24 protein-coding genes are annotated in these 24,827 nt (G+C 61.7%); 12 read left to right on the top strand and 12 right to left on the bottom strand.

Translation table 11 applies throughout. The features are described from left to right. Positions 1 to 65: 65 nt before the first annotated feature. Positions 66 to 368 (bottom strand): DUF1883 domain-containing protein, encoded by a 303-nt coding sequence (locus tag FFS12_RS04100; protein WP_137885637.1) that lies wholly within the window; start codon positions 366 to 368, stop codon positions 66 to 68. 157 nt (positions 369 to 525) lie between these two features. On the opposite strand from FFS12_RS04100, the gene FFS12_RS04095 reads away from it, so the two are divergent. Further along, a complete protein-coding gene (locus FFS12_RS04095) occupies positions 526 to 1,566 on the top strand; it encodes an RNA methyltransferase (RefSeq protein WP_137885636.1) in 1,041 nt (346 codons plus the stop codon). Between the two features lie 60 nt (positions 1,567 to 1,626). Here FFS12_RS04095 and FFS12_RS04090 read toward each other — a convergent pair whose 3' ends face one another. Then, a complete protein-coding gene (locus tag FFS12_RS04090) occupies positions 1,627 to 2,406 on the bottom strand; it encodes a helix-turn-helix domain-containing protein (protein ID WP_137885635.1) in 780 nt (259 codons plus the stop codon). Between the two features lie 256 nt (positions 2,407 to 2,662). Between FFS12_RS04090 and FFS12_RS04085 the strand changes: the two genes are divergently transcribed. The 5 genes from FFS12_RS04085 (at position 2,663) to FFS12_RS04065 (ending at position 7,933) form a co-directional block, all read left to right on the top strand. Beyond that, positions 2,663 to 3,619: a triacylglycerol lipase gene (locus FFS12_RS04085; protein ID WP_137885634.1), complete on the top strand. Its 957-nt coding sequence runs from the start codon at positions 2,663 to 2,665 to the stop codon at positions 3,617 to 3,619. Positions 3,620 to 3,681: 62 nt separating this feature from the next. Further along, on the top strand, positions 3,682 to 4,710 hold the full coding sequence (locus tag FFS12_RS04080) for a lipase secretion chaperone (protein ID WP_137885633.1): 1,029 nt from the start codon (positions 3,682 to 3,684) through the stop codon (positions 4,708 to 4,710). Between the two features lie 218 nt (positions 4,711 to 4,928). Continuing rightward, positions 4,929 to 5,147 carry a DUF2970 domain-containing protein gene (locus FFS12_RS04075; protein WP_137885632.1) on the top strand — a complete coding sequence of 73 codons (219 nt, stop codon included), beginning with the start codon at positions 4,929 to 4,931 and terminating at the stop codon, positions 5,145 to 5,147. Between the two features lie 643 nt (positions 5,148 to 5,790). Then, positions 5,791 to 7,449 carry a nitrite/sulfite reductase gene (locus FFS12_RS04070; RefSeq protein ID WP_137885631.1) on the top strand — a complete coding sequence of 553 codons (1,659 nt, stop codon included), beginning with the start codon at positions 5,791 to 5,793 and terminating at the stop codon, positions 7,447 to 7,449. Beyond that, positions 7,433 to 7,933, top strand: coding sequence for a DUF934 domain-containing protein (locus tag FFS12_RS04065; RefSeq protein WP_137885630.1), 501 nt, complete (start codon positions 7,433 to 7,435; stop codon positions 7,931 to 7,933). The genes FFS12_RS04070 and FFS12_RS04065 overlap by 17 nt, the downstream gene beginning before the upstream one ends. A gap of 66 nt (positions 7,934 to 7,999) precedes the next feature. Here FFS12_RS04065 and FFS12_RS04060 read toward each other — a convergent pair whose 3' ends face one another. Together FFS12_RS04060 and sohB are read right to left on the bottom strand one after the other, a co-directional pair. Further along, on the bottom strand, positions 8,000 to 8,992 hold the full coding sequence (locus FFS12_RS04060; RefSeq protein WP_137885629.1) for a YhdH/YhfP family quinone oxidoreductase: 993 nt from the start codon (positions 8,990 to 8,992) through the stop codon (positions 8,000 to 8,002). Positions 8,993 to 9,049: 57 nt separating this feature from the next. Continuing rightward, positions 9,050 to 10,069, bottom strand: a complete 1,020-nt coding sequence (gene sohB, locus FFS12_RS04055) for a protease SohB (RefSeq protein ID WP_137885628.1) — start codon at positions 10,067 to 10,069, stop codon at positions 9,050 to 9,052. Between the two features lie 231 nt (positions 10,070 to 10,300). Here sohB and FFS12_RS04050 point away from each other — a divergent pair, with 231 nt between their 5' ends. The 4 genes from FFS12_RS04050 (at position 10,301) to FFS12_RS04035 (ending at position 13,486) form a co-directional block, all read left to right on the top strand. Then, positions 10,301 to 11,011, top strand: coding sequence for a histidine phosphatase family protein (locus FFS12_RS04050; protein ID WP_137885627.1), 711 nt, complete (start codon positions 10,301 to 10,303; stop codon positions 11,009 to 11,011). A 63-nt stretch (positions 11,012 to 11,074) separates the two neighbouring features. Next, the gene (locus FFS12_RS04045) at positions 11,075 to 11,389 is read left to right on the top strand and encodes an SCP2 sterol-binding domain-containing protein (protein ID WP_137885626.1); all 315 of its coding nucleotides are present in this window, start codon (positions 11,075 to 11,077) and stop codon (positions 11,387 to 11,389) included. Between the two features lie 208 nt (positions 11,390 to 11,597). Further along, entirely contained in the window at positions 11,598 to 12,665 is a 1,068-nt protein-coding gene (locus FFS12_RS04040; RefSeq protein WP_137885625.1) for a phosphotransferase family protein, read from the top strand. Between the two features lie 53 nt (positions 12,666 to 12,718). Further along, complete coding sequence (locus FFS12_RS04035) at positions 12,719 to 13,486, top strand: SDR family oxidoreductase (RefSeq protein ID WP_137817105.1); 768 nt, start codon at positions 12,719 to 12,721, stop codon at positions 13,484 to 13,486. 66 nt (positions 13,487 to 13,552) lie between these two features. Here FFS12_RS04035 and FFS12_RS04030 read toward each other — a convergent pair whose 3' ends face one another. Then, positions 13,553 to 14,203 (bottom strand): hypothetical protein, encoded by a 651-nt coding sequence (locus tag FFS12_RS04030; RefSeq protein WP_137885624.1) that lies wholly within the window; start codon positions 14,201 to 14,203, stop codon positions 13,553 to 13,555. 99 nt (positions 14,204 to 14,302) lie between these two features. On the opposite strand from FFS12_RS04030, the gene FFS12_RS04025 reads away from it, so the two are divergent. Then, entirely contained in the window at positions 14,303 to 15,088 is a 786-nt protein-coding gene (locus tag FFS12_RS04025) for a TSUP family transporter (protein WP_137885623.1), read from the top strand. Here the strand turns inward: FFS12_RS04025 and nudC are convergent. The 3 genes from nudC to FFS12_RS04010 are packed head-to-tail and all read right to left on the bottom strand — an operon-like array spanning position 15,056 to position 18,428. Continuing rightward, a complete protein-coding gene (gene nudC, locus FFS12_RS04020) occupies positions 15,056 to 15,886 on the bottom strand; it encodes an NAD(+) diphosphatase (protein WP_137885622.1) in 831 nt (276 codons plus the stop codon). The genes FFS12_RS04025 and nudC overlap by 33 nt on opposite strands. Then, the gene (locus tag FFS12_RS04015; protein WP_137885621.1) at positions 15,886 to 17,565 is read right to left on the bottom strand and encodes a ferrous iron transporter B; all 1,680 of its coding nucleotides are present in this window, start codon (positions 17,563 to 17,565) and stop codon (positions 15,886 to 15,888) included. The genes nudC and FFS12_RS04015 overlap by 1 nt, the downstream gene beginning before the upstream one ends. 50 nt (positions 17,566 to 17,615) lie before the next feature. Further along, on the bottom strand, positions 17,616 to 18,428 hold the full coding sequence (locus FFS12_RS04010) for a crotonase/enoyl-CoA hydratase family protein (protein ID WP_137885620.1): 813 nt from the start codon (positions 18,426 to 18,428) through the stop codon (positions 17,616 to 17,618). A 220-nt stretch (positions 18,429 to 18,648) separates the two neighbouring features. Between FFS12_RS04010 and nhaB the strand changes: the two genes are divergently transcribed. Then, entirely contained in the window at positions 18,649 to 20,151 is a 1,503-nt protein-coding gene (gene nhaB, locus FFS12_RS04005) for a sodium/proton antiporter NhaB (protein WP_137885619.1), read from the top strand. Positions 20,152 to 20,438: 287 nt separating this feature from the next. Here nhaB and FFS12_RS04000 read toward each other — a convergent pair whose 3' ends face one another. From FFS12_RS04000 to FFS12_RS03985, 4 genes are all read right to left on the bottom strand, one after another. Then, positions 20,439 to 22,688: an Orn/Lys/Arg decarboxylase N-terminal domain-containing protein gene (locus tag FFS12_RS04000; protein ID WP_137885618.1), complete on the bottom strand. Its 2,250-nt coding sequence runs from the start codon at positions 22,686 to 22,688 to the stop codon at positions 20,439 to 20,441. Positions 22,689 to 22,838: 150 nt separating this feature from the next. Beyond that, positions 22,839 to 23,585, bottom strand: a complete 747-nt coding sequence (gene dnaQ / locus FFS12_RS03995; RefSeq protein WP_137885617.1) for a DNA polymerase III subunit epsilon — start codon at positions 23,583 to 23,585, stop codon at positions 22,839 to 22,841. After that, a complete protein-coding gene (gene rnhA, locus FFS12_RS03990; protein WP_137885616.1) occupies positions 23,578 to 24,030 on the bottom strand; it encodes a ribonuclease HI in 453 nt (150 codons plus the stop codon). Before rnhA ends, dnaQ begins: the two co-directional genes overlap by 8 nt. A gap of 19 nt (positions 24,031 to 24,049) precedes the next feature. Next, a complete protein-coding gene (locus FFS12_RS03985; RefSeq protein ID WP_137885615.1) occupies positions 24,050 to 24,808 on the bottom strand; it encodes a methyltransferase domain-containing protein in 759 nt (252 codons plus the stop codon). Between the last annotated feature and the right edge of the window lie 19 nt (positions 24,809 to 24,827).

The following is a 24,827-nucleotide window of genomic DNA, read 5'->3' as shown; positions in this document are numbered from 1 at the left end:
GGTGGAAAACGCTTCGCGGTTTTCCACCTGTACGGAACGCCTGGCGATACCCAGCGACGCCGTACTCAGCTCAACCCCGAGCCCGACCGGCGAATAAACTTGATGGAATGCTTCAGGTTCGGCTTGCGGGTCACACTGATCGCCCTGCGGGTGACTGTGTCGATGGTGATGTTCCAGAAACCCGTGCTGGGTACGGTGATTTTCACCGGGAACTTGTCGAATGCGCCGCCGTGATAGACATGGCGGCCGCCATTCTTGAAGCTGCGAAAATTCGCATCGTTCATCAGGCGGATGTTGCAGGTCTGCGAGCATTCGATGACGACAATATCGTCTTCATGCAGATGTTCGCGCTGGTGTATGAATTTCATCTACGGCTCCACGCAGCTTTTTCAGCCAAATCAAAACGATAGCATGAGCGCAAGGCCAGGGTGCTGGACCGCCTGTTAGCCAGTGGCCTGGATATCCACCGTACCAAGTCCCGCCACCCTACGTCTCGGCGCTCTCCAGTGGTAGCATGCGCGCCCCATGCAAATCCATGATCTCCACCAACGCCTCGCCGACCTAGGCGCCAAGCCCCAGCATATCGGGCGGATCACCCGTGCCTGGCTGCAAGGTAAGCCACTCGACAGCGGCACTCGCCATCAGCGCACCGAGAATTTCCTGCCGCTCAGCGTGCGCGAGGAGCTGCCGGCGCTGACTGAGGAGATCACCGGCCTGGCGCGGCTGCGCTCGGAACACCCGGCCGCCGACGGTTCGGCGCGGTTGTTGGTCGAGTTGCACGATGGGCAGATGGTGGAAAGCGTGCTGCTGCCACGCGACGGGCTCTGCGTCTCGAGCCAGGTCGGCTGTGCGGTGGGGTGCGTGTTCTGCATGACCGGCAAGAGCGGCCTGCTGCGTCAGTTGAGCAGCGCGGAAATCGTCGCCCAGGTGGCCCTGGCTCGGCGCTTCCGCCCGGTGAAGAAGGTGGTATTCATGGGCATGGGCGAGCCGGCGCACAACCTGGATAACGTGCTGGAGGCCATCGACCTGCTCGGCACGGACGGCGGCATCGGTCACAAGAACCTGGTGTTCTCCACGGTGGGCGACCCGCGGGTGTTCGAGCGCCTGCCGCTACAACGGGTCAAGCCGGCCCTGGCCCTGTCCCTGCACACCACCCATGCCGACCTGCGCCAGCAACTGCTGCCGCGCGCACCGCGCATCGACCCCGAGGAGCTGGTCGAGCTGGGCGAAGCCTATGCACGCCGGGTCGACTATCCCATCCAGTACCAGTGGACGCTGCTCAAGGGCATCAACGACAGCCAGGAGGAAATGGACGGCATCCTGCGGCTGCTCAAGGGCAAGTTCGCGGTGATGAACCTGATCCCCTACAACAGCCTGGAAGCCGACGACTACCAGCGGCCAGAGGGCGAGCGGATCGTGCAGATGGTGCACTACCTGCACAGCCGCGGCGTGCTGACCAAGGTGCGCAACTCGGCGGGCCAGGATATCGACGGTGGCTGCGGGCAGTTGCGGGCGCGGGCGGTCGATCTGGTGAACACCCGGCATCTGCACAAGCGCGTGTGCTGAGCCCTTTGCGGCTCGGGCTTTCCCGCCTGAGGGCGTCACGTCGTGCCGAAGCCGTCGCCCCTACTCAGCAAACAACCGAATCCGCTGCGGATGGGCCAGCACTGTCGAGGGCTTCATGCCGACTATGCTGCGGAAAGTGTGGCTGAAGTGTGCCGAGTCGGTGAAGCCGGCCGCCGCGGCCGCCTCGGTCAGGGTCAGGCCGCGGGCCACGCCGGCGGTGGTGACGAACAGGCGATGCCACTGGCGGTAGCGGCGGATCGGAATGCCGACCTTCTGGCGGAACAGCTGGATCAGGCGCGGTACCGAGAGGCCGATCTGCGCGGCCAGGTAGTCGATGGACTGGTTGCAGGACACGTCGTCCTTGATCAGGCTCACCGCCCTAACGATGCGCGGGTCGAGGGAGAACCCGGCCGCGGGGATCTGCTGCGGATTGATCAGACTGTCCAGCCAGGCATAGACCTGTGCCGGCGCGGCGCTGCTGCGGTGCAGTTCGTCGAAGTGCCGGGCGCACGCCGCCTCGTTGTCCAGCCCGAACAGCACACCCGCCTGCTCCTCGGCCATGCGCGTGGCCAGCCGGGCGAAGTCCTCGCCGAACACATCCAGATAGCAGACCGCGACCCTCGACAGACCAGTGTCGACGGACAGCTCCAGCCCCGCCGGCAGCAAGGCGCTGCGGCAAACCACTGCACTTCGTTGGCTGTAGATGCGCAGCGGGCCGTCCAGGCTGACCACCAGCATGGCGGCGGCCTGGGAGAGCTGCAGCGGCTCCTCCAGGGGACCGAGGTAGAAGGTGCGTTTGTCCCACAGATAGAGCAGGACGGGGACGTCAATCGGCAGCATAGGCATTTCCGCGTGGCAGCCAGCCCGGAGCGGCTGCTCTGTTTGTTCTTGTAGCCGGAGGGTTAGCACAAGCCCGAAGCAGCGGCGCACCCAGCAAGGCGCTTATGTGACATGCATCACAGTTATTTGCCTGCCATTCGCACGCTTTCATCAGTTCATACAAGCCCAGCCAAGGCACAAGTGTTCAGATAGTTGCCATCTCCGCTGCAGTGTGCGGGGCGACAAAAACAAAAACAGAACACACAGGTTGCCCACCATGAAAAAGCTGCTCGTCTCGGCATTGGCTGCACTCAGCCTTTGCACCGCTCTGCCCAGCCAGGCCGGCTGGTTCTTCACCAGCAACACCCAGTCGCAAACCAAGAACCCCATCGTCCTGGTGCCGGGCATCTTTGCCTTCGACACCATTGCCAGCATCGACTACTGGCATCAGATCCCCAGCGCCCTGGAGAACCAGGGGGCCAAGGTCTACGTACCGAAGATCAATGCTTTCGACAGCTCGGCCAAGCGTGGCGAGGACCTGATCGAGCAACTGGAGGAAATCCGCGCGGCCTCCGGCGGCAGCATCATGAAATTCAACTTAGTCGGCCACAGCCAAGGCGGGGTGACCGCGCGCTATGTGATGAACGTGCGCCCGGATCTGGTCGCCTCGGTGACCACCCTGCACTCCCCGCACAAAGGCTCGCCGCTGGCCGATGTGGTGACCGGCGTCGCACCGCCCGGCACCCTGCAGGGCATTGCCTTCGATGTGTTTGCCAATACCGTGGGTAATCTGGTCAACCTGCTGTCGAACAACCGCAAGAGCGACTCGGATATCCGCGCCATGCTCGCCGAGTTCAACAAGAACGGCGCTGCGGCCAACAACCAGGCCTTCCCGATCGGCATACCGACCAACTCCTGCGGTGAAGGTCCGGAAACCGTGAGCATCGCTGGCAACGCCATCCGCCTGTACTCCTGGAGCGGCACCTCGCAGATCACCACCGGCATCGACCCGTCCGACCCGCTGTTCGCCATTACCGCCCTCGCCCACAGCGAGCCCAACGATGGCGTTACCGGCCGCTGCTCCAGCCACTTCGGCAAGGTGCTCAAGGACAACTACAGCATGAACCACCTGGACGCGACCAACCAGGTACTGGGGCTGGTGTCGCTATTCGAAAGCAATCCGCAGACCCTGCTCAAGAACCACGCCAACCGCCTGAAAAACCTCGGTCTGTAAGCACCTGAGTGGCGCGGGCCGGCGCTTGCCCGCGTCACTCAGCCAGAGGCAGGAGAACACCCATGCTCAAGAAACTCGGACTCGGCCTGGCGGCTATCGCGGGCTTGGCAGGGCTGACTCTATGGTCGGCGCTCAGCCTGCAGGCACCGGCTGCAGCACAGCCCCCTCGCGACCAGGCGAGCACCACTGCCCCCATAGCGGATCAGCGCGGCGCCGAAGCCCTGAGTGTCAACGCCCGCTTGCACCAGCGTCCGCCGGCCCAACTGGCCGCTCCCGGTCCATTGCCACGCGCTCTGCAAGGGGCTCAGCATGACGTCAGGCTGCGCCTGGATGAGCACGGCCACCTGCTGATCGAGGATGGCATCCTGCACCTGTTCGACTTTTATCTGTCGGCACTGGGGGATGAGCCGGTCGAGCAAGTGCTGGCGCGCATCCATTGGGAGCTGACCACGCAGTTGCAGGGCATGGCGCTGGACGAGGCCCGCGATCTATTGCGCCGCTACGTGGATTACCGGATCGCCTTGATGGACCTACCCCCTTCCAGCCGGGACTTGTCCGCTGCGGCCTTACGCGAGCGGCTGGAGACTGTCCTTAGCTTGCGCGGCCAATACTTCTCGGCCGAGGAAAACCAGGCGTTCTTTGCCCTGGAGGCCGTGCAGGACAACTACATGCTGCAGCGCCTGGAGATAGTGCAACAACAGGGCTTGTCCGAACAGCAGCGCCAGCAGGCCCTGGCCGCACTGGATGCCCAGTTGCCCCCCGAGATGCGCGAGGCCCGCGCGCGAGTGACCCGTCACGCTGAGCTCTACGCCACCACCCAGAGCCTGCGCCAGGCCGGGGCCAGCGCCGAGGACATCTATCGCCTGCGGGCACAGGCATTGGGTGCGGATGCCGCGGCCAAGCTGGCCGAGCTGGACCAGCAGCGACTGGCCTGGAAACAGCGACTGGCCAGCTATGCCGAGGAACGCGAGCAGATTCGCCGTTCAGGACTCAGCGACACGGATCAGCAAACCGCGATCGCTAGCATGCTCGAGCAACGCTTCGATCCGCAGGAGCGGCTGCGTGTACGGGCGCTCGACAGCAGCTTGTGATCAATCATTTGAGCCAAAAGGCCAAGCCCTCACCAGCTAGAACTCCAGGGCATCCAGCAGCTCATCGCCATCGCCCAACGCCCCCCTGCTCGGCCGCTGGGGTTATTCCCCGGCCTAAACTGATAAAACTCGGTAGGCCGACTTCGCGCTGAGAGGGCAGAAACACAGTTGGACGCAAATCGAGCGTTAGCGGCTAAGCTGCTGGCAAGGAGGTGTCTATGGACAAGTATGACGACGACAAGCCGCCAAGCTTCTGGCAGATGCTCCACAGCGTGCTGGCAGCCGCGTTCGGCGTGCAGAGCGGGAAGAATCGCGCCCGCGACTTCACCCGCGGCAAGCCCAGCCAGTTCATCATTCTGGGCGTGCTCTTTACGACGCTGTTCGTGCTGGTGATCTTCGGCGTGGTCAAGCTAGTGCTGCATTTCGCTGGGCTTTAACCCTCAGTCGAGCAGCGGCTGCAGCGAGAACTTGTAATCGCGCCTAGTCGGCCGATTGACTGCGCTGCAGCGGCGAAAATCCAGCGCGCAAGCTTTTCTCTGAATCCGCAGCCAGATCCAGCTGACCGCTGGGTAGCGCGGTAACAGCACTCGAACCTGATCATAGGCGCACTACCCATCCCACTCGCTGGAGACCAGTTGCCGTAGGCGCACTTCCGGATGCGCCAAAACAAAGGCGCCGCCTCTGCTTTAGAGCCAGGGGCGGCGCCGGTGAAGCTCGAAGGGAGAGTTGCTTACTGGTGGCTGACCCAGAACACTGCGGTGGCCACTACCAGCAGGATCAAGACGAAGATAGCGCGTGCATCCACCACGCTGTCGCGGTTATCGGGTTCGGAATGGTCGGTCATGGCTTCCCCTGTTGTTGTGGTTATAGGTGGTTCGCCTTTGCAGTTAAGACCAGGTAGGCCGCTCGCTCAAGCTGTGCAGTTATGCTCTCGCCCTCTCTTATCGCTCTAAGTTCTGTTCATATACTAAAACATCACTTTTGCGCATAACTCTGAGCTGGTATCTTCCCCCGGCTCCGCCAGGAGTGCGCGGTCGTGCGCGCTGATTAGCTGTAAGCAGCCTGAAAACAGGACACTTCATGTACGTATACGATAAATACGATCAACACATCATCGAGAGCCGCGTTAAGCAGTTCCGTGATCAGACCCGCCGTTATCTGGCTGGCGAGCTGTCAGGCGAAGAGTTCCGCCCGCTGCGCTTGCAGAACGGCCTTTACATCCAGCGCTATGCGCCGATGCTGCGCGTTGCCGTGCCCTATGGCCTGCTGTCCTCGACTCAAGTTCGCAAGATGGCGCAAATCGCCCGCGACTTCGACAAAGGCTACGCGCACATCAGTACCCGGCAGAACGTCCAGTTCAACTGGCCAGAGCTGGAAGACGTACCCGATATCCTTGCCGAGCTGGCGACCGTGCAAATGCACGCGATCCAGACCAGCGGCAACTGCATCCGCAACACCACCACCGACCAGTTCGCCGGGGTCGCCAAGGACGAGCTGATCGACCCGCGCCCCTGGTGCGAAATCATCCGTCAGTGGTCGACCTTCCACCCCGAGTTCGCTTATCTGCCGCGCAAATTCAAGATCGCCATGAATGGTGCGGTCAGCGACCGCGCGGCGATCGAAGTGCACGACATCGGCCTGGAAGCCGTACACAACGCTGCCGGCGAACTGGGCTTCCGGGTTTCCGTGGGGGGCGGCCTCGGTCGTACGCCCGTCGTCGGCTCCTTTATCAATGAATTCCTGCCCTGGCAGCACCTGCTGACTTATCTGGACGCCATTCTGCGGGTGTACAACCGCTATGGCCGCCGCGATAACAAGTTCAAGGCGCGGATCAAGATTCTGGTCAAAGCACTCGGCCCGGAAGTCTTCGCCGAGAAGGTCGAGGTGGAATGGGCGTTCCTCAAGGACGGCCCGAGCACCTTGACCGACGCAGAAGTCGAACGGGTGAGCCAACACTTCGTCGACCCCGGCTACCAAGCCCTAACGGACGAAGACGCCGCCCTCGCCCAACTGGATGCCGAACACCCGGGGTTTGCCCGCTGGCGCGCACGCAACGTGGTCGCCCACAAGAAGCCGGGCTATGCCGCCGTCACCCTGTCGCTGAAACCTACTGGCGTCGCGCCGGGAGATGTCACCGACAAGCAGTTGGATGTCATCGCCGACCTGGCCGATCGCTTCAGTTTCGGTGAGGTGCGTAATTCTCACGAACAGAACATCATTCTCGCCGACGTCGAACAGGCCAAGCTGTTCCAGCTCTGGGGCGAACTGCGTGAGAATGGTTTCGCCACGCCGAATATCGGCTTGCTGACCGACATCATCTGCTGCCCGGGTGGCGATTTCTGCTCGTTGGCCAACGCCAAGTCGATTCCGATCGCCGAGGCCATTCAGCGCCGCTTCGAGGATCTGGACTACCTGTTCGACATCGGTGAAATCGACCTGAACATCTCCGGCTGCATGAATGCCTGCGGCCACCACCACGTGGGCCATATCGGCATCCTTGGCGTGGACAAAAAAGGCGAAGAGTTCTACCAGGTATCCCTCGGCGGCAGCGCCAGCCGTGACGCCAGCCTCGGCAAGATCCTCGGTCCCTCCTTCGCTCAGGACATAATGCCGGACGTGATCGAGAAACTGATCAATGTGTACGTTGAGAAGCGCACTGAAGATGAGCGCTTTATCGACACTTTCCGCCGTATCGGCATCGACCCCTTCAAGGAACGTGTTTATGCAGCGAATAATTAAGAACGACCAAGTCATCGACGAAACCTGGCACCTGCTGCCCAAGGACGCGTCGCTTGAGGGCCTGTCCAACTGCGACGACCTGCTCGTGCCGCTGACCCTGTGGCACGATCACAGCCACGCCCTCAAGGCCCGCGATGGCGGCCTGGGCGTGTGGCTGGACAGTGATGAAGAGGTGGAAGAGATCGCTGACGACCTCGCCCACTTCCAAGTGGTCGCCCTGAACTTCCCAGCATTCACTGACGGTCGCCACTTCTCCAGTGCGCGCCTGCTGCGCGAGCGTTACGGCTACAAAGGCGAAGTGCGCGCGATCGGCGACGTCTTGCGCGATCAACTGTTCTTTATGCGCCGCTGTGGCTTCGATGCCTTCGCCGTGCGCCCGGATCGCGACCCCTATGACGCCCTGGAAGGCCTCAAGGACTTCTCCGAGTTCTACCAGACCGCCGCCGACCAACCGCTCCCGTTGTTCCGCCGCCGGCAGGTCTGAACATCGAGCGACAATAAGAAGCCCCGCAGTGCGGGGCTTCTTATTGGGTTCAACAACGCTAGAAGTTCAGCCGAGATTCACCAGCACGCGGCCTACCAGCTTACCCGCGAGAATCTGCTGAATCGCTTCCGGCAGTTGCTCAAGACCCACTTCATGCACCAGGGCGTCGAGATTACCCAGCTTCCACTGCACGGACAGCCTGTCCCACATGGCGGCCTTCACCAGCAGCGGCAACTCGACCGAGTCAACACCCAGCAGATTGACCCCGCGCAGGATAAACGGCAACACGCTGCCCTTGAAGGCGACGCCGGCGGTCAGTCCGCAACACGCCACACTGGCGCCGTACCGCAGGGACTTGACCACGTTGAACAGGATATCGCCGCCGACCGTATCCACCGCCCCGGCCCACTGCTCTTTGAGAATGGGTTTGTCCGTGCCTGCCTGCAGCTCGCTGCGCTCGACGATCTGCTGGGCGCCAAGGCCTCTGAGAAACTCGCCCTGCTCGGCCTTGCCGGTGGAGGCAGCGACCTGGTAGCCGAGGTTCGACAGCAGCGCGACGGCCAGGCTACCCACGCCACCCGTGGCGCCGGTGACCAGAACCGGACCGGCATCGGGGGTCAGCCCCGCCTGCTCCAGCTTGTCGATACAGAGCGCAGCCGTCAGGCCAGCAGTTCCCAGCACCATCGCCTCACGCAGCGAGAGGCCTCGCGGACGCTTGATCGCCCAGGCGGCCGGCACCCGAATGTACTGAGCGAAGCCGCCCGCGGTGTTCATCCCCAGATCGTAACCGGTGATGATCACCTCATCGCCAATGACGAACTCGGCCACGCTCGACTCGGCCACCACGCCCGCCGCATCGATGCCTGGCGTATGCGGGTAGTTGCGGGTCACTCCGCGGTTACCGCTGGCCGAGAGTGCATCCTTGTAGTTGAGCGAGGAGTACTGCACGCGGATCAACAGCTCGCCGGCCGGCAGCTCGGAGGTGTCGCGCTCGACCAGCTCCTGCTCGAATACACCGGCCGCGCCTTCGCTGACCAGTAGCGCCTTGAATTTGCTCATCCCGCTCTCCTGACTACTAGAAACTCAGTTGGCCGAAACCTATTAGCCGCAGCATGATCACCAAAACCGCTGCTGCTGGAGCCGGCTCCACCAGCTCAGCAGCAACCGATCGAGCGCGACACTGGCCGCCAGGCCGACACGCTCCTGCAGGCTTTTCTTCTGCGCGTAGTGCAGTTGGAACACATCGGCCACTTTGGCACGCTCGGCGAGGTATTCATCGCTGGTCTTCAACTCGTCGACCAGTTGCTTACCTAGCGCAGCCTGGCCCAGCCAGATCTCGCCGGTGGCGACCTCAGCGATGGTCAGTTGTGGGCGGTAACGGGCAACGAAGTTCTTGAACAGCTCGTGAGTGATCTCCAGGTCTTCCTGAAACTTCTCGCGACCCTTTTCGGTGTTCTCGCCAAATATCGTCAGCGTGCGCTTGTACTCACCGGCGGTGAGCACTTCGAAATCAATTTCGTGCTTTTTCAGCAAGCGATGGACGTTCGGCAACTGCGCCACCACGCCGATGGAGCCGAGGATGGCAAAGGGTGAAGAGATAATTCTGTCGCCGATGCAGGCCATCATGTAACCGCCGCTGGCAGCGACCTTGTCCACGCAGACCGTCAGCGGAACCCCAGCCTGACGGATGCGCGCCAGTTGCGAAGAGGCCAAGCCGTAGCTGTGCACCATGCCACCACCGCTCTCCAGGCGCAGTACCACTTCATCCTGCGCCGTCGCCAGGCTCAGCAGCGCGGTGACTTCATGGCGCAGGTGCTCGGTAGCCGAAGCCCTGATATCACCATCGAAGTCCAGCACGAAGACGCGCGGCTTATGCTTGCCAGTCTTCTTTGCCAGCTTGGCGGCCTTAGCCTCTTGTTTGTGAATGGCCTTCAGTTGCTCCTTATCCAACACCGACTGCTGCAAACGCTCATGCAGCGCCTTATAGAAGTCGTTGAGTTTATGTACGTCCAACTGGCCGCCGCGCTTGCGATCTTTGCCGCGCAGGACGGCAATCGCCACCAGCACCACTAGAATGGCCACAACCAGCGTTACCGTCTTGGCCAGAAAGCCAGCGTACTCGGCTAAAAACTCCACGCGTTCCCCCTCAGGTTTCCTTGCGGCCGCCCGGCTTTAGGCGGCATTCATGTCGCCAAGCATACCGACGCAGCCTGTCGCCGACCAGCGGCGAGCATGGGCAGGCTGACTGGCAGCGAACAGGCACAAAGCGATGCCGCGCAATTCAAACAAGCGTATGTTTTTTCGTTGACAGGCCCAATCTATCCTCATACCCTCGCGAAACTTTCACCTTTGCAGGATGACGCTAACGTGGGCAGCATCTACCTGATTCGCCATGGCCAAGCCTCGTTCGGCGCGGCCGACTACGATGTGCTATCTGAGCTCGGTATTCGCCAGGCCGAAGTATTGGGCAAGCACCTGGTCGAGCTCGGCGTGCGCTTCGATCGTTGCCTGAGTGGCAATCTGCTCCGCCAGCAGCACACCGCCAAGGCCGCCCTCGCCCAGTTCAGCGCCGTTGGCCTGGCCGTGCCGGAAATCGAAACAGACACCGCCTTCAACGAATTCGATGCCGACGCGGTGATCCGCGCCCTGCTCCCGGACTTGCTTCCAGAAGAACCCGAAGCCCTGCATGTATTACGGAATGCTGCGCAGAACCGCGCCGAATTTCAGCGCCTGTTCGCGCGCCTGATCGGTCGCTGGATCTCCGGCGAGCATGACCAGCCGGGCCTGGAAAGCTGGCAAGGGTTCGTCGATAAAGTGCAGGCGGGCCTCGAACGCATTCTCGAACAAGCTTCCAGCAAGGATAACGTTGGCGTGTTCACCTCCGGCGGCACCATCACCGCGCTGCTGCGGCTGATTACTGGAGTGCCTTCGGACAAGGCCTTCGAGCTTAACTGGCAAATCGTCAACACCTCGCTCAACCGCCTGAAGTTCCGCGGTCGCGAGGTGGCCTTGGCTTCCTTCAACAGTCATGTGCATCTGCAACTGTTGAAGGCGCCGGAACTCATCACTTACCGCTGAGTTTCGGCCCACTGTGGCCCGCAAGGCCGCGAGAAAAACCTGAAAACTATAAAGGATCGAACCATGACCACAGTTGCTGACATCGCCCAAACCATGCAATCCAAGTTCAACTCCACCGCCGCCGCTGGCCTGGACCTGGTATTCGGCTTCAAAATCGAAGATGGCGAGAATTTCTTCCTGACTGTCAAGGATGGCGCTTGCGAGCTGAGCCAAGGTGAATCGGCCAACGCCAACGTGACCCTGATCATGAACACTGAAACCCTGCAAGGCATCACCAGCGGCGAAACCGACGGCATGCAGGCGTTCATGGGCGGCAAACTGCGCGCCGAAGGCGACATGATGCTGGCGATGAAGCTGGGCGAGCTGTTCCCGGTCTAAGCATCTAAGCTGGTGCAGCACGATAAAAACCGGAGTCTTGGGACTCCGGTTTTTTTTCGCCATCAGTCTGACTTCAGAGAGCGATCAGGCAGGCTGATTAACTGGCAACACGCTCGCCAATAAGGGACCGCGCAGCTTGTGACGCATCCCTAGCGGCATTAGATTAGCCAATAGTCGAAGGCCCCCATCATAAGTAGAAGGGATAAGTATGGCGCTTACTGACCAGTCCACCCGTATCCGCAATGGCGAAGAGCTCGACTCCGCCATCATTGACCAGTACCTCAAGGCGCATATTCCCGGCCTGACTGGCGAGCCACGCATCAGCCAGTTCCCCGGCGGTGCCTCAAACCTGACTTACCTGCTCGAATACCCGAATCAGGAGTTCGTCCTGCGGCGTCCGCCCTTTGGCCATAAAGCCAAATCGGCGCACGACATGGGCCGCGAGTACCGCATTCTCAATCAGCTCAACGCCGGTTTCCCTTACTGCCCGAAAGCCTACCTGCACTGCACCGACGAGTCGGTGATTGGCGCCGAGTTCTATGTGATGGAGCGGGTCAACGGCATCATTCTGCGTGCCGACCTGCCGCCCGAACTAAAACTGGATGAGTCGCAAACCCGTGCTCTGTGCAAAAGTTTCATCGACAAGTTCGTCGACCTGCACAACGTCGATTACCACGCCTGCGGCCTCGGCGACCTGGGCAAGCCGGAAGGCTATGTCCAGCGCCAGATCCGCGGCTGGGGCGACCGCTACGAGAAAGCCCTGACCCCCGACGCGCCGACCTGGGCAACCACCAGAGCCTGGCTGCAGGACAAGATGCCGGCCGACCATCACAAGTCGAGCATCGTGCATAACGACTACCGCTTCGACAACGTCATCCTCGACCCGGCCAACCCGATGCAGATCATCGGCGTACTGGATTGGGAGCTGACCACCATCGGCGACCCGCTGATGGACCTGGGCAACACCCTGGCCTACTGGATCGAAGCCAATGACCCGCCGCCGGTGCAACTGATGCGCCGTCAGCCGAGTAATGCGCCAGGCATGCTGACCCGCCAGGAGTTCGTCGACTACTACGCCGAGCGCTCGGGCATCGAGATCAAGAATTTCGACTTCTACTACACCTACGGCCTGTTCCGGCTGGCCGGCATAGTGCAGCAGATTTACTACCGCTTCTTCCACGGCCAAACCCAGGACAAACGCTTCGAGCAGTTCATTCAGATGAACAAGCTGCTGGAGCACATGAGCCTGCAAGTCATCGACAAATCGACGCTGTAATCCGGCTTAGAACTTTCGGCCCATAGCTCTAGCTTCATAACAAGGGGAACCCCATGTCCAAGACCACACTGTTCGACCTCGACGGCAAAATCGCCTTCGTCTCAGGTGCCAGCCGCGGTATCGGTGAAGCCATCGCCAAACTGCTGGCTCAGCAAGGCGCCCATGTGATCGTCTCCAGCCGCAAGATCGAAGGCTGCCAGGCCGTGGCCGACGCGATCATCGCGGCTGGCGGCAAAGCCACGGCTATCGCCTGCCACATCGGCGAGATGGAACAGATTCAGAGCGTGTTTGCGCAAATCCGCGAGCAGTTCGGTCGCCTGGACATCCTGGTCAACAACGCCGCCACTAACCCGCAGTTCTGCAATGTCTTGGATACCGACCTGTCGGCCTTCCAGAAGACCGTGGATGTGAACATCCGCGGCTACTTCTTCATGTCCATCGAAGCCGGCAAGCTGATGCGTGAGAATGGCAAAGGTAGCATCATCAACGTTGCCTCGATCAACGGCGTATCGCCGGGAATGTTCCAAGGCATCTATTCGGTGACCAAAGCTGCGGTGATCAATATGACCAAGGTGTTCGCCAAGGAATGCGCGCAGTTCGGCATCCGCTGCAACGCGCTGCTGCCAGGCCTGACCGACACCAAGTTCGCCTCTGCCCTGGTGAAGAACGACGCGATCCTGAATACCGCGCTGCAGCAGATTCCGCTCAAGCGCGTGGCAGACCCCAGCGAAATGGCCGGCACCGTACTGTACCTGGCCAGCGATGCGTCCAGCTACACCACCGGCGTGGCGCTGAACGTGGATGGCGGCTTCCTCTCCTGAGTGATCGCAACCATCGAAAAAGGGACCTTAAGGTCCCTTTTTTTACAACGTGCAACACCGCTCCGGTTATTGCCAGTCTTTCAACGCCTGATCCGCCGCCTGATTCAGCGGCTGCGCCAGCAAGCCCGTCGGCGACAGGCTGACGGCATACACGGCGCCATCTGCCATCGGCAGGTAAGTCACCCGCAGTGCCTGCGGCTTGAACAGAAAGAGATCGTGCTGCCCCAGCCGCAGCCAGCGCCAGAGATCGACGCCATACGGGCTGTGCGCCAAGGTTGCCTGCGCATGCTGGGCCAGTTCCTGCTGTTCGATAGCGAGGAAACGGCCGGAGAGTGTTTCCAGGCGGTAACCCGGTTGCAAGCCGATCAGCGCCGCCAAGCCTTGCCATTGAAACATCCGCGCATCCAGCTGCCAGAGGTCACCTTCCAGGGGCACAGTGCGCTCCTCTGCGCCTTCCAGCAGGTTGACGCGATAGCGTTGCGGGCCGTCCGCCTGAAAGCTCAGGGTCACCAGCGGCTTGCCTTCGGGCAGCGACGTGTAACCGAGCAAATCATAGGCGACCAGCCCGACCAGCCCGGCTAACGCCAGAAACGCCAAGCCAAAGGTGCCGCGCAGCCAGCCGAGAAACCAATGCCGATTGAACAGGATGCGCGCAGCGACCAACACGGCCAGCAATGCCAGCAGCGCTATGCCCCAAGCCAAACCGTCGTACTGCATAAGCCCAATTCCTTCCGCCTGAAATAGCCGGCATTATGCGCAGCAACCCCGCAGCCGAACAGCCAGCTCGCTGCACAATCGGACACTAGTCGACTTTTTATGCCCTTTCCTTTCGAGCTCGTGGTTGACCCCGCCACCCTGACGATTCTTGCTATCGTGGCTTTTTTAGCCGGTTTTATCGACGCCATTGCTGGCGGCGGCGGCCTGCTGACCATTCCAGCACTACTCACCGCCGGGCTGCCACCGCATCTGGTGCTCGGCACCAACAAGCTGTGCGCCACCTTTGGTTCGGCTACCGCCAGCTACACCTTCTACCGCCGCAAGTTGTTCGCTCCCCGGCAATGGCGTAACGCGCTGATCGGCACCGCGATTGGCGCCCTGCTCGGCGCCGGTTTGGCCCATTGGCTGCCAGCCGCCTGGCTGAATCAGATGCTGCCGGCAGTGGTCTTCGCTTGCGGGCTTTATCTGCTGTTCGGCCGCACGCCAGCCGCCCCGCTTAACCCGGATGCGCCCATCGCCACAGGTCGCCAGTGGCCACAGGGTCTGGGCCTGGGTTTTTACGATGGTGTTGCCGGGCCCGGCACCGGTGCCTTCTGGACGGTCAGCAGCCTACTGCTCTACCCGCTCAACCTGCTACGCGCCAGCGGCGTGGCGCGCAGCATGAACTTCGTCAGCAATGCCGCGGCGCTGGCGGTATTTATCGTCTCGGGGCAGGTTGCCTGGTTGCTCGGCATCAGCATGGGAATCGCCTTGATGGCCGGAGCATTTCTCGGTGCTCACACAGCCATCAAGGGCGGGGCGAAGTTTATCCGCCCGGTCTTCATTCTGGTGGTGTTGGCGCTGACCGCGCGGCTAGCCTGGCAACACTGGTTCGGCATGGCCTAGGCGGCGTGCCACATAGAGGTCGATCAGATAACGCGCAATCGAGCGCGCGGCCGGCAGTGGCGGCAGATTATCCAGCCTAAACCAGCGCGCATCCTCGATCTCGTCGGGCTGCATGACGATCTCGCCACCGGCATATTCGGCGTGGTAACCCAGCATCAGCGAATGTGGAAACGGCCAACCCTGGCTGCCCAGATACTGCAGATTCTGAATTTCCAGCCCGACTTCCTCGCGAACCTCGCGCGCCACGCAATGCTCGACCGACTCCCCCGGCTCGACGAAGCCCGCCAAGGTGCTGTACATGCCTGGGACATAACGCGGAGAACGCGCCAACAGGATCTCATCCCCGCGCGTCACCAGCACGATCATGCTCGGCGAGAGACGCGGGTAATGCTGCTGCTCGCAGCTCGGACAGTACATCGCCCGCTCAGTGGCCGAGCGCTGCATGCGAGCACCGCAACTGCCGCAGAAACGGTACTGATCGGCCCAAGTCGCGACCTGGGCGGCAAATCCAAGCAGCCTGAAAGTGTCGAAGTCGGCCTGCAGCAGGAACTGACGCAACCCTTGCCAGGCACAACCGGAAACGTCCGCTGCCTGGTCGAAATCAAGCAGATAGATCGGCTCGCCATCGAAATAGCCAAGGCCCTGTTCATCGCTAATCGGGAGATCCTGGCGCTTGAGCCAATCGCGAGGGAACAATACCCCGTTACTGTCGGCTAGAAAATTCTGTCGGTAATGCGCCAGTGCCCACCCGCCGGTTTGCTGGGGGTCGAGTACCGCAGGCTGCCAGCGCCGACTCATCAGGCCGCCACCGGCAGGCCCAAAGCGCGCACGCTGTCGGCGGCCAGATCCAACACGCTGGGACTGGTTTCCGGGCGCAGCACCGCACCGCCTTCCAAGTAGTATTCCAAGCTGGTCAGGGCATCGGCCAGGGTTTCCAACATCTGCTCGGACGGCATCTGCGGGGTCTCGAGCATCTGCTTCTGGATGTACTCGCCACAGGCGCCGACCAGGAGTGCCGCGCGCTCCTGATTTAGGAACCACAGCCCACCGCGCACAGCCTGCAGACTGAACGGGACATTGGCCAAGTGCAGCTTATCGCCATTCGATTCGAGATAAGAGGTGATCGCCCGCTTGGCCAAAGCCAAGCCTGCCTGAGCCTCGTCGACCACCACGATGCGCGCCTCGGTAAGCTGATGTTGGGCAAAGGAGGTCGCCTCGTCGCCGGGCTGCGCCTCGAGTAGGCGGCTGTCACGCCCCTCGCCGCGCTCCAGGCTGGCGACCATGCTTTCCACATAGAGCACCGCATCGGCCAACTTGAGCAGCATCTGCGGCTCCGCCGGAGTGGCTTCACTCCAGCCGGCGACCACTTGCAGCTGACTGCCGAGAGTCGCGCCAGCGGAGTTCAAGCCGACCATGCCGAGGGTCTTCGCCAGCTTGCCCAGCAGCGCATGCAAATGACTCAACCGTTCACTGTCGACCGTGCCGCGCTCGATCAAGTCGAGCAGGTCTTTGACACTGGTCAGCTCTTCACGAATCGCCGAAGACAACGAACGCATCACCGCCCGACCCGGGCCAGCCAGACGCTGGTATTCCTCTTCCAGCAACTGGTCGGTGAACGGCAGCGCCGTAAGCCCGAATGTCTCGCACATCTGAGTCGCCAGCGGGCCGCGGCTATCGGCCAACGCCACTAGATAAAGCAGCTCCTTGAGCAGGCTGCGCGGCGCTTCGTACTGAGCATTGCCAAGCAGTAGCTTGAGTTCGCGATCGATCCGCGCAAACAGCTGCTTGCGCGACTTACGCGGCAACAGTTGGCCATCGACCTGCGCTTCCAGCGCGGCGGCACCAATCCAGCACAGGCGCCCACGGGCTTCACCGGCAAACAGGTTATCCAGGCGACTCAGGGCACGACCCATGAGCCTCAGGCTAGCCTGCTGGTTTTGTTCACGAATGAAGCCGAGCAAACCGATTTGATACATATGCCGCAGACGTCGGGCTTCTGCGTTTTGCGCCACGGCATCGGGGGCCGGAGCGGTAGTCTGCGGGCGCACCTGGTCGAGCCGCGCGCTGAAGAAAAAGCTCTCCGGCAAGGCTGGCTGGGCGCCGGCCTGACGCAGATCGTTGATCGCCGGCAGCAGCAGCTCCGGCAGCTCTTGGCGATGGATCTCGACGTTTTCCAGATAGCGGCGCAACACATGCAGCGCATTGCTTAACGCCGACAACTGCCCATCACGCTCTTCACCCGCGCCGGCGGGAATGTCGGTCGCCTGTTGCAGCACCTCCTGTGCCAGTAACTCGGCACCGGCCAGCTCAATCAAATTGAGAGTGCCGCGCACTTGCTGCAGGTATTCGACGGCCTGCTGCAAAAGGCTGCCGTTGTGCCGCTCCGCAATAAACTGCTCGAGACTCAGCTCGGCTTCTTCCATGGTGGCGAACAACTCGTCGCGCACCAGACTAAGGGACGTGGCTCCAGAAACCATGGCCTAGTGCGCCTCCCGCGCCGATGATGAAAACAGTTGCTGGTACTGCATCAGTCGGCGAATTCCGGCTTTTGCTTGCTCATATGCGCGGTCATTGCCACACGTAAATCAGCGGATTGCAACATCGCGGCGTTCCAGGTCGCGATGTACTCCAGGCCATCGTCGACCCGGTGGTCGCGCATGTAGCCAATCATCTTCTTGGTGCCGCGGATGGCGATCGGCGACTTGCCCGCAATCTCGTGGGCGATGGCCAACACCCCGTCGAGGAGTGCCGCTGGATCGGCAAAGGTGCGATTGACCAGGCCGATGCTGCGCGCCTCTTCACCGCCGATGGTGCGCCCGGTAAAGGCCAGTTCGCGCATCATGCCGTCACCAATGATCCGCGGCAGGCGCTGTAGGGTGCCGACGTCGGCGGCCATCCCCATGTCGATTTCTTTGATCGAGAACTGCGCATCGACCGTCGCATAGCGCATGTCGCACGCCGAAATCAGGTCGATGGCGCCACCCAGGCAATAACCTTGAATAGCCGCCAGCACCGGTTTGCGGCAGGCATCCACGGCATTGAAAGAGGCCTGCAACTCGAGAATTTTGCGCCGCAGCGCTTCGGCGTTACGACCGACGTCTTTGCCCAGCTGACTGCCAGCCTGAGCCAACAGCATCAGGTCGATACCGGAGGAGAAATGCTTGCCGGCCCCTGACAGCACCACCACCCGAACTTCGTCGGTCACATCGATCCAGCGGAAGATCTCGATGATCTCCGTCCAGAAGTCGGCGTTCATGGCGTTGATCTTTTCCGGGCGATTGATCACCACATGGGCGATCTTATCTGCCAACTCGACACGAAAAGCTTTGTAGTCGGACACGACAGTCATCCTCGGCACAGGCGGCGCGGGCGCGCATAAAAATATTGTTATGGCTAAAACCGCCCAACTATAACAAGCGTGCCATAAATGTCGATGCCGGCCTCTGTGACGCAGGACACGCAGCCAGACTTCAAAACACTTTTGAGTAGCCGAGTTAAACTATTGATCTTTTTAGAATCTAGCTGTCAAGTTGTAGCCTCTTCAGAACCAGGATAAGACGATGTCCAACTCGCTCGCCGCTGCTTTCGGGCAGAACTTCCTCGGCCACTCGCCACGCTGGTATAAGCAGTGCCTCGTGCTTTTTTTGCTCATCAACCCGCTGCTGCTCTGGCTGCTGGGACCGGTGGCAGCCGGCTGGTTGCTGGTCGGCGAGTTCATCTTCTGCCTGGCCATGGCGCTCAAATGCTACCCGCTGCAACCCGGCGGCCTGCTGGTACTGGAAGCGCTGCTACTCGACCTGGCCAATCCAGAGGCGCTGTATCAGGAGCTGGTGCATAACTTCCCGGTGATTCTGCTGCTGATGTTTATGGTCGCGGGCATCTATTTTATGAAGGGACTGCTGCTCTTCCTGTTTTCTCGCCTGCTGCTCGATATCCGCTCCAAGCCGCTGCTGGGGCTGCTGTTTTGCCTGATGGCGGCTTTTCTCTCGGCCTTTCTCGATGCCTTGACCGTGACGGCAGTGATCATCAGTGTCGGCGTGGGTTTCTACTCGGTCTATCACCGGGTGGCCTCGGGTAAGAGCCCGCACGACGATTCCGCCGACGACTCCGATCAGGACGTGGTGGAGCTGCACCGTGAGGATCTGGAGGAGTTCCGCGCCTTTCTGCGCAGCCTGCTGATGCACGGCGCCGTGGGCACCGCCCTCGGCGGGGTCAGCACCCTGGTCGGCGAGCCGCAAAACCTGCTGGTCGGCCACGAGGTCGGCTGGAACTTTATCGACTTCTTCCGCGAGATGGCCCCGGTCTCCATGCCGGTGCTGGCCGCCGGGCTGGTGACCTGCGTGCTGCTGGAGAAGCTCGCTTGGTTCGGCTATGGCACTCAGCTGCCCACTGCGGTTCGCCAGGTGCTGGCCGACTTCAGCGCGGCGGAAGCGGCGCGCCGCACTCAGGCGCAACGAGCGGCGCTGGTGGTGCAGGGCGTGGCGGCACTGATCCTGATTCTCGGCCTGGCCTTCCATGTGGCCGAGGCGGGCCTGATCGGCCTGCTGGTGATCGTGTTGATCACCAGCCTCACCGGCATCACCGATGAGCACCAGATCGGCAGAGCGTTCCAGGACGCCCTACCCTTTACCGCCCTGTTGGTGGTGTTTTTCGCGGTGGTGGCGGTGATTCACCAGCAACAGTTGTTCACCCCGATCATTCAGGCAGTACTGGCACTACCGGCAGAGCAGCAACCGGGCATGTTGTTTATCGCTAATGGGCTGCTTTCGGCGATCAGCGACAACGTCTTCGTGGCCACCATCTACATCACCGAAGTGAAGCAGGCCTTCCTGGCCGGCAAGATGAGCCGCGAGCACTTCGAGGCGCTGAGCGTCGCGATCAACACCGGCACCAACCTGCCGAGCGTGGCCACCCCCAACGGCCAGGCGGCCTTCCTCTTCCTGCTGACCTCGGCCATCGCGCCGCTGGTGCGGCTGTCCTACCTGCGCATGGTGTGGATGGCGCTGCCTTACACCATCGTCATGAGCCTGCTCGGCTGGTGGGCCGTTAGCCACTGGCTGTAACTGATTCCGCCCCCCGACAGCCCCACCATCCGGCCCTGCGCGGCGCGCAGGGTTCCCGCCGGCCATCGCGCGCCGAAGGGCCATCCCTGACCCATCGGCACTTTCACGGCATCTCTGCCGCTCAACCCCCTGCACGACGATTGCGCTTGGCCTCCTGAAGGGGCGCTGTCCCCGCTCCACCTCTTGCTTCACATTCCTCAGGCAGCAGCGGCTTTGCTGGATGTGGGAGCGAATTTATTCGCGATGGGGCAGCACCGAGTCGCTCTTGTTCGCGGATAAATCCGCTCCTACAGGATGCAATCCACGGTATAGCAGCGTCCGTTCGGGCTGTCCTGATGTTGTAGGCCATGCACGTCGGCAACGAAGCCCGGGAAGCTGCAATCGAAGGTCCGCGCGAATTCCAGGTAATCGATGATCGAGCGCGTCGTCTTGGTAAAGCGCTCGCCCGGCATGATCAGCGGAATACCCGGCGGATAAGGCACCAACATCACCGCGGCAATCCGCCCTTGCAACTGGTCAATCGGCACCGCCTCGACCTCACCGCGCACCAGTTGATTGTAGGCATCCGCCGGTTTCATGGCGATTTCCGGCAGCACGGTATACATGCGTTTCAGCGCCTTGGCGGTAGCGTTGTCGCGGTAGCACGCATGCAGCGCGTCGCACAGATCGCGCAGGCCCATGCCGTTGTAGCGCGCATCGGCCTTGGCGATGGAAGGCAAGGCATCCAGCAACGACAGATTGGCGTCGTAATGCCGCTTGAACTCCAGCAACTCGGTGAGCAGCGTGCTCCATTTGCCCTTGGTGATGCCCATGGAGAACAACACCAGGAAGGAATACAGACCGGTCTTTTCCACCACCAGCCCACGCTCCCAGAGGAACTTGCTGACCACCGCCGCGGGGATACCGCGCTCACTGAGCGCCCCGCCAGCGCTCAGGCCCGGCGTCACCAAGGTGACTTTGATCGGGTCGAGCAGCACGTAGTCATCCGCCACCTCCCCGAAGCCATGCCAATCGGCTTGCGGCTTGAGCAGCCAGTCGCCGGTGGCCACATGGTCGATGCCTTCCGCCAACGGCGGCTGCCAGATGCTGAACCACCAGTCGTCCGCCGTGAGGTTCTGCCGCAGATTGGCCAGGGCGCGGCGGAAGCTCAGCGCCTCGTCGAAGGTTTCCTGGATCAGCGAACGCCCGGCCGGACCCTCCATCATCGCCGAGGCCACGTCCAGCGAGGCGATGATGCCGTACTGCGGCGAGGTCGAGATGTGCATCATGAAGGCTTCATTGAAGCGATCGCGATCCAGCTGCCGGCTACCGCCGTCTTGCACATGGATCATCGAGGCCTGGCTGAAGGCGGCGAGCAGCTTGTGGGTCGAGTGGGTGCTGAACACCAAGGGGCCGCTGTCCTCACGCGAGGTGCCCATGCCATAGCGACCGGCGTAGAACTCATGGAAGGCGGCGTAGGCGTACCAGGCCTCATCGAAATGCAGCACCTCGACGCTGTCGCCGAGGGTCTGCTTGATCAGCTCGGCGTTGTAGCACAGGCCGTCGTAGGTCGAATTGGTCACGACCGCCAACTTGACCTTCGGCGCCCGCCCCTTGGCCAGCGGACTGGCGTCGATCTTGGCTTGGATCGACTCGCGGGTGAACTCGCTCAGGGGAATCGGCCCGATGATGCCCAGCTCGTTGCGCGCAGGCGTCAGATAGAGCGGGATCGCGCCGGTCATGATGATCGCGTGCAGAATCGACTTGTGGCAGTTGCGATCCACCAGCACCAGATCGTCACGCCCGACCATCGAATGCCAGACGATCTTGTTCGCCGTCGAGGTGCCATTGATCACGAAGTAGGTGTGATCGGCGCCGAAGTTACGCGCCGCGCGGGCCTCGGCTTCCGCCAAGGGGCCGGTATGATCGAGCAGCGAGCCGAGTTCCGGCACCGACACCGAGAGGTCGGAGCGCAAAGTGTTCTCGCCGAAAAACTGGTGAAAGGCCTGCCCCACCGGACTCTTGCGATAGGCCACACCACCGCCGTGGCCGGGGGTGTGCCAGGAATAGTTGGACTCTGCCGTGTGCTGCACCAGCGCCTTGAAGAACGGCGGCAACAGGCACTCCAGGTAATTGCGCGCCGCGCGAGCTACCTGGCGGGCGAGAAAAGGCACGGTGTCTTCGAACAGATAGAGCAGACCGCGCAGCTGATTGAGATCGGTCATGGCTTCGGCCGGCGCGTTCTCGATGGTCACCTGCTCGCCCAGAGCGAAGATTGGCAGTTGCGGCGCGCGCACCCGCGCCACCCGGATCAGCTCGATCACATCGTGCAACAGGCGCTGGTTCTCGCCCGCACCTTCGGCAGCGACCAGGATGCAGGCCAGGCCATGGTGAGTCGACGCGACGATGCGCCCTTCGGCCGAACTGCCGGTGGCGATGATGGTGAAACCTTCCAGTTCCAGCTCGCGGGCAATCTCGCGTACCCGATCACCGGCCACGGTGTCGGCCTTGATGTCGCGGTGCACGATAAGGACGGGGAATTTTAGGTCTTTGTACATTGTCGCAGCGCCCTAAGAGTGGCGGAACCAGGTCCGCCTATGCCCTCAGCTTAGGCTCTGTTACAGAACCTGGGGCTCGCCCGATTGGACATAACCCCCACTGCTTCACGCTGTACGAAAAGGTCGCTGGCCGATAAATCGGCGCCAGCTTCAGGCTTCGATCTTCGGTTGCTCCATCTGCACCCAGAGCGGTGGAGCGCCGGCGGCCTTTTCGATAATCGCCAGCCGTGCGGCATGCGCGGCCAACTCTTCGGTACTGGCGCGGATCACCCGCGTAGGCTGACGATCCGCCGGCAAGCGGCGAATTTCACTGGCCTGACTACCGCCGCTGGCGCCATGGCCGTCCGAAGCATTGCCGGCCAGGGACAGGCTGGTCTGGCCACCCGTCATGTTCAGGTAGACGTCGGCGAGAATCTCGGCGTCGAGCAAGGCGCCGTGCAGCTCACGCCCGGAGTTGTCGACCCCATAGCGCTTGCACAAGGCATCGAGGTTGTTGCGCTGCCCCGGATGGCGCTCGCGGGCCATCAGCAGGGTGTCGAGCACCGAGCAATGCTCGGTGATGTCGGCGCGATCCTGCTGGCCGAGCAGGGCAAATTCGTTGTTGATAAAGCCGATGTCGAACGCCGCGTTATGGATGATCAGCTGCGCGTCTTTGATGAACTCGAAGAACTCTTGCGCCACCTCACGGAAACGTGGCTTGTCGGCGAGAAACTCATTGGTGATGCCGTGCACCGCGATGGCGCCCTCATCACTTTCCCGATCCGGCTGCAAATACACATGGAAATGCCGCCCGGTCAGGCGCCGGCCGATCAACTCGACGCAACCGATCTCAATGATCCGGTGGCCGTCGGTGACCGGCATACCAGTGGTTTCGGTATCGAGTACGACACTACGCATGCTTTAAGCTCCTCGCTTGCTCTACCCCACGATTAGCCAACTGATCGGCCCGCTCATTACCGGGATGGCCGGTATGGCCACGGACCCACTGCCATGTCACCTGGTGGCGGTTGACCTGCTCATCCAGTTGTTGCCAAAGGTCGGCGTTCTTCACCGGTTGCCTAGCCGCGGTTTTCCAGCCGCGCTTCTTCCAGTTCGGCAGCCACTCCTGCATGCCCTTCATCACGTATTCGGAGTCGGTGACCAAACGCACGTCGCACGGGCGCTTGAGTTCCGCCAGCGCGCGGATTGCTGCGGTCAGCTCCATACGATTATTGGTGGTCTCGGCTTCACCGCCCCACAATTCTTTTTCCACGCCCTTGAAAACCAGCAACGCGCCCCAGCCACCGGGACCGGGATTACCTTTACAGGCGCCGTCGGTGAAAATTTCGATCTGTTCGCTCATTAGTTTTACTGCTCAGGTGTCACTTTTCAGAATCACGCCGGCTGACCTTGGCCACCGGCATTGGCACCAGATTGCCCATAGGCACTCGCTGGGCCTGACGCAGTGGCCGCAAGCCGATCACCAGCTTACGCGCCACCAATAGATAGAAGCCCGCGCAAGGCATTTGCCAGGCACAGCCCCAAGTCTCCAAACGGCCCAGACGCGATTGCCAGGCACTCGAAGCAAGCGGCGGACGATAGCACCCGAAGCGGCGTTTCTCCAGCGCGAAGCCGAGCAGGTGCAGCCAGTCACTGACCCGCGTTGGTGCAATACAACGCGCCTCACGCAAGGCATCGCGGGCGAACACGTGGCGCAAGCCCCAACTGCTCCACGGATTGATGCCGATGATCAGCAGATGCCCGCCCGGGCGCACGCTGCGCGCCGCCTCACGGAGCAAACCGTGGGGCGACAGGCAAAAGTCCAGGCCATGCTGCAACAGCACCACATCCGCCGCGGACTCGGTAAGCGGCCAGGCCTGCTCCTCACAAACGATCTCGACCCCCGGCAACGGTGCGCCCAGGCGCACACTGCGCTGAATCTGCTTGGCGCCCGGCGGCAGCTCGGCCGATGGCCCGTAATGCACCAAATAACCGCCGAAGAAGCGGGCCAGTTCGTCTTCCAGTAAGCGCCGCTCTTCTTCCAGCAAGAGCTGGCCCAGCGGCCCGGCAAACCAGCCACGCGCGGCACTGATCAGCGCGAGCCACTCGGGGTCGGCCTGAGCGAAAGCCTGATCGGTCATAAGAGCCTCTCCGTCAATA

The organism is Pseudomonas sp. 2FE (assembly GCF_005503735.1).
In the GTDB taxonomy this organism is placed as follows: Bacteria; Pseudomonadota; Gammaproteobacteria; order Pseudomonadales; family Pseudomonadaceae; genus Aquipseudomonas.
This window is presented reverse-complemented; position numbering and strand designations above follow the sequence as displayed.

What these genes read in the sequence shown, in the direction of transcription:
- nhaB (WP_137885619.1), top strand. Translation starts at nt 18,649, where the DNA reads ATGTCCAACTCGCTCGCCGCTGCTTTCGGGCAGAACTTCCTCGGCCAC.
- FFS12_RS04000 (WP_137885618.1), bottom strand. Translation starts at nt 22,688, where the DNA reads ATGTACAAAGACCTAAAATTCCCCGTCCTTATCGTGCACCGCGACATC.
- rnhA (WP_137885616.1), bottom strand. Translation starts at nt 24,030, where the DNA reads ATGAGCGAACAGATCGAAATTTTCACCGACGGCGCCTGTAAAGGTAAT.
- FFS12_RS04080 (WP_137885633.1), top strand. Translation starts at nt 3,682, where the DNA reads ATGCTCAAGAAACTCGGACTCGGCCTGGCGGCTATCGCGGGCTTGGCA.
- FFS12_RS03985 (WP_137885615.1), bottom strand. Translation starts at nt 24,808, where the DNA reads ATGACCGATCAGGCTTTCGCTCAGGCCGACCCCGAGTGGCTCGCGCTG.
- FFS12_RS04065 (WP_137885630.1), top strand. Translation starts at nt 7,433, where the DNA reads ATGCAGCGAATAATTAAGAACGACCAAGTCATCGACGAAACCTGGCAC.
- FFS12_RS04015 (WP_137885621.1), bottom strand. Translation starts at nt 17,565, where the DNA reads ATGGTTTCTGGAGCCACGTCCCTTAGTCTGGTGCGCGACGAGTTGTTC.
- FFS12_RS04085 (WP_137885634.1), top strand. Translation starts at nt 2,663, where the DNA reads ATGAAAAAGCTGCTCGTCTCGGCATTGGCTGCACTCAGCCTTTGCACC.
- FFS12_RS04100 (WP_137885637.1), bottom strand. Translation starts at nt 368, where the DNA reads ATGAAATTCATACACCAGCGCGAACATCTGCATGAAGACGATATTGTC.
- nudC (WP_137885622.1), bottom strand. Translation starts at nt 15,886, where the DNA reads ATGAGTCGGCGCTGGCAGCCTGCGGTACTCGACCCCCAGCAAACCGGC.
- FFS12_RS04070 (WP_137885631.1), top strand. Translation starts at nt 5,791, where the DNA reads ATGTACGTATACGATAAATACGATCAACACATCATCGAGAGCCGCGTT.
- FFS12_RS04095 (WP_137885636.1), top strand. Translation starts at nt 526, where the DNA reads ATGCAAATCCATGATCTCCACCAACGCCTCGCCGACCTAGGCGCCAAG.
- FFS12_RS04030 (WP_137885624.1), bottom strand. Translation starts at nt 14,203, where the DNA reads ATGCAGTACGACGGTTTGGCTTGGGGCATAGCGCTGCTGGCATTGCTG.
- FFS12_RS04090 (WP_137885635.1), bottom strand. Translation starts at nt 2,406, where the DNA reads ATGCTGCCGATTGACGTCCCCGTCCTGCTCTATCTGTGGGACAAACGC.
- FFS12_RS04025 (WP_137885623.1), top strand. Translation starts at nt 14,303, where the DNA reads ATGCCCTTTCCTTTCGAGCTCGTGGTTGACCCCGCCACCCTGACGATT.
- FFS12_RS04040 (WP_137885625.1), top strand. Translation starts at nt 11,598, where the DNA reads ATGGCGCTTACTGACCAGTCCACCCGTATCCGCAATGGCGAAGAGCTC.
- FFS12_RS04045 (WP_137885626.1), top strand. Translation starts at nt 11,075, where the DNA reads ATGACCACAGTTGCTGACATCGCCCAAACCATGCAATCCAAGTTCAAC.
- FFS12_RS04035 (WP_137817105.1), top strand. Translation starts at nt 12,719, where the DNA reads ATGTCCAAGACCACACTGTTCGACCTCGACGGCAAAATCGCCTTCGTC.
- FFS12_RS04075 (WP_137885632.1), top strand. Translation starts at nt 4,929, where the DNA reads ATGGACAAGTATGACGACGACAAGCCGCCAAGCTTCTGGCAGATGCTC.
- dnaQ (WP_137885617.1), bottom strand. Translation starts at nt 23,585, where the DNA reads ATGCGTAGTGTCGTACTCGATACCGAAACCACTGGTATGCCGGTCACC.
- FFS12_RS04060 (WP_137885629.1), bottom strand. Translation starts at nt 8,992, where the DNA reads ATGAGCAAATTCAAGGCGCTACTGGTCAGCGAAGGCGCGGCCGGTGTA.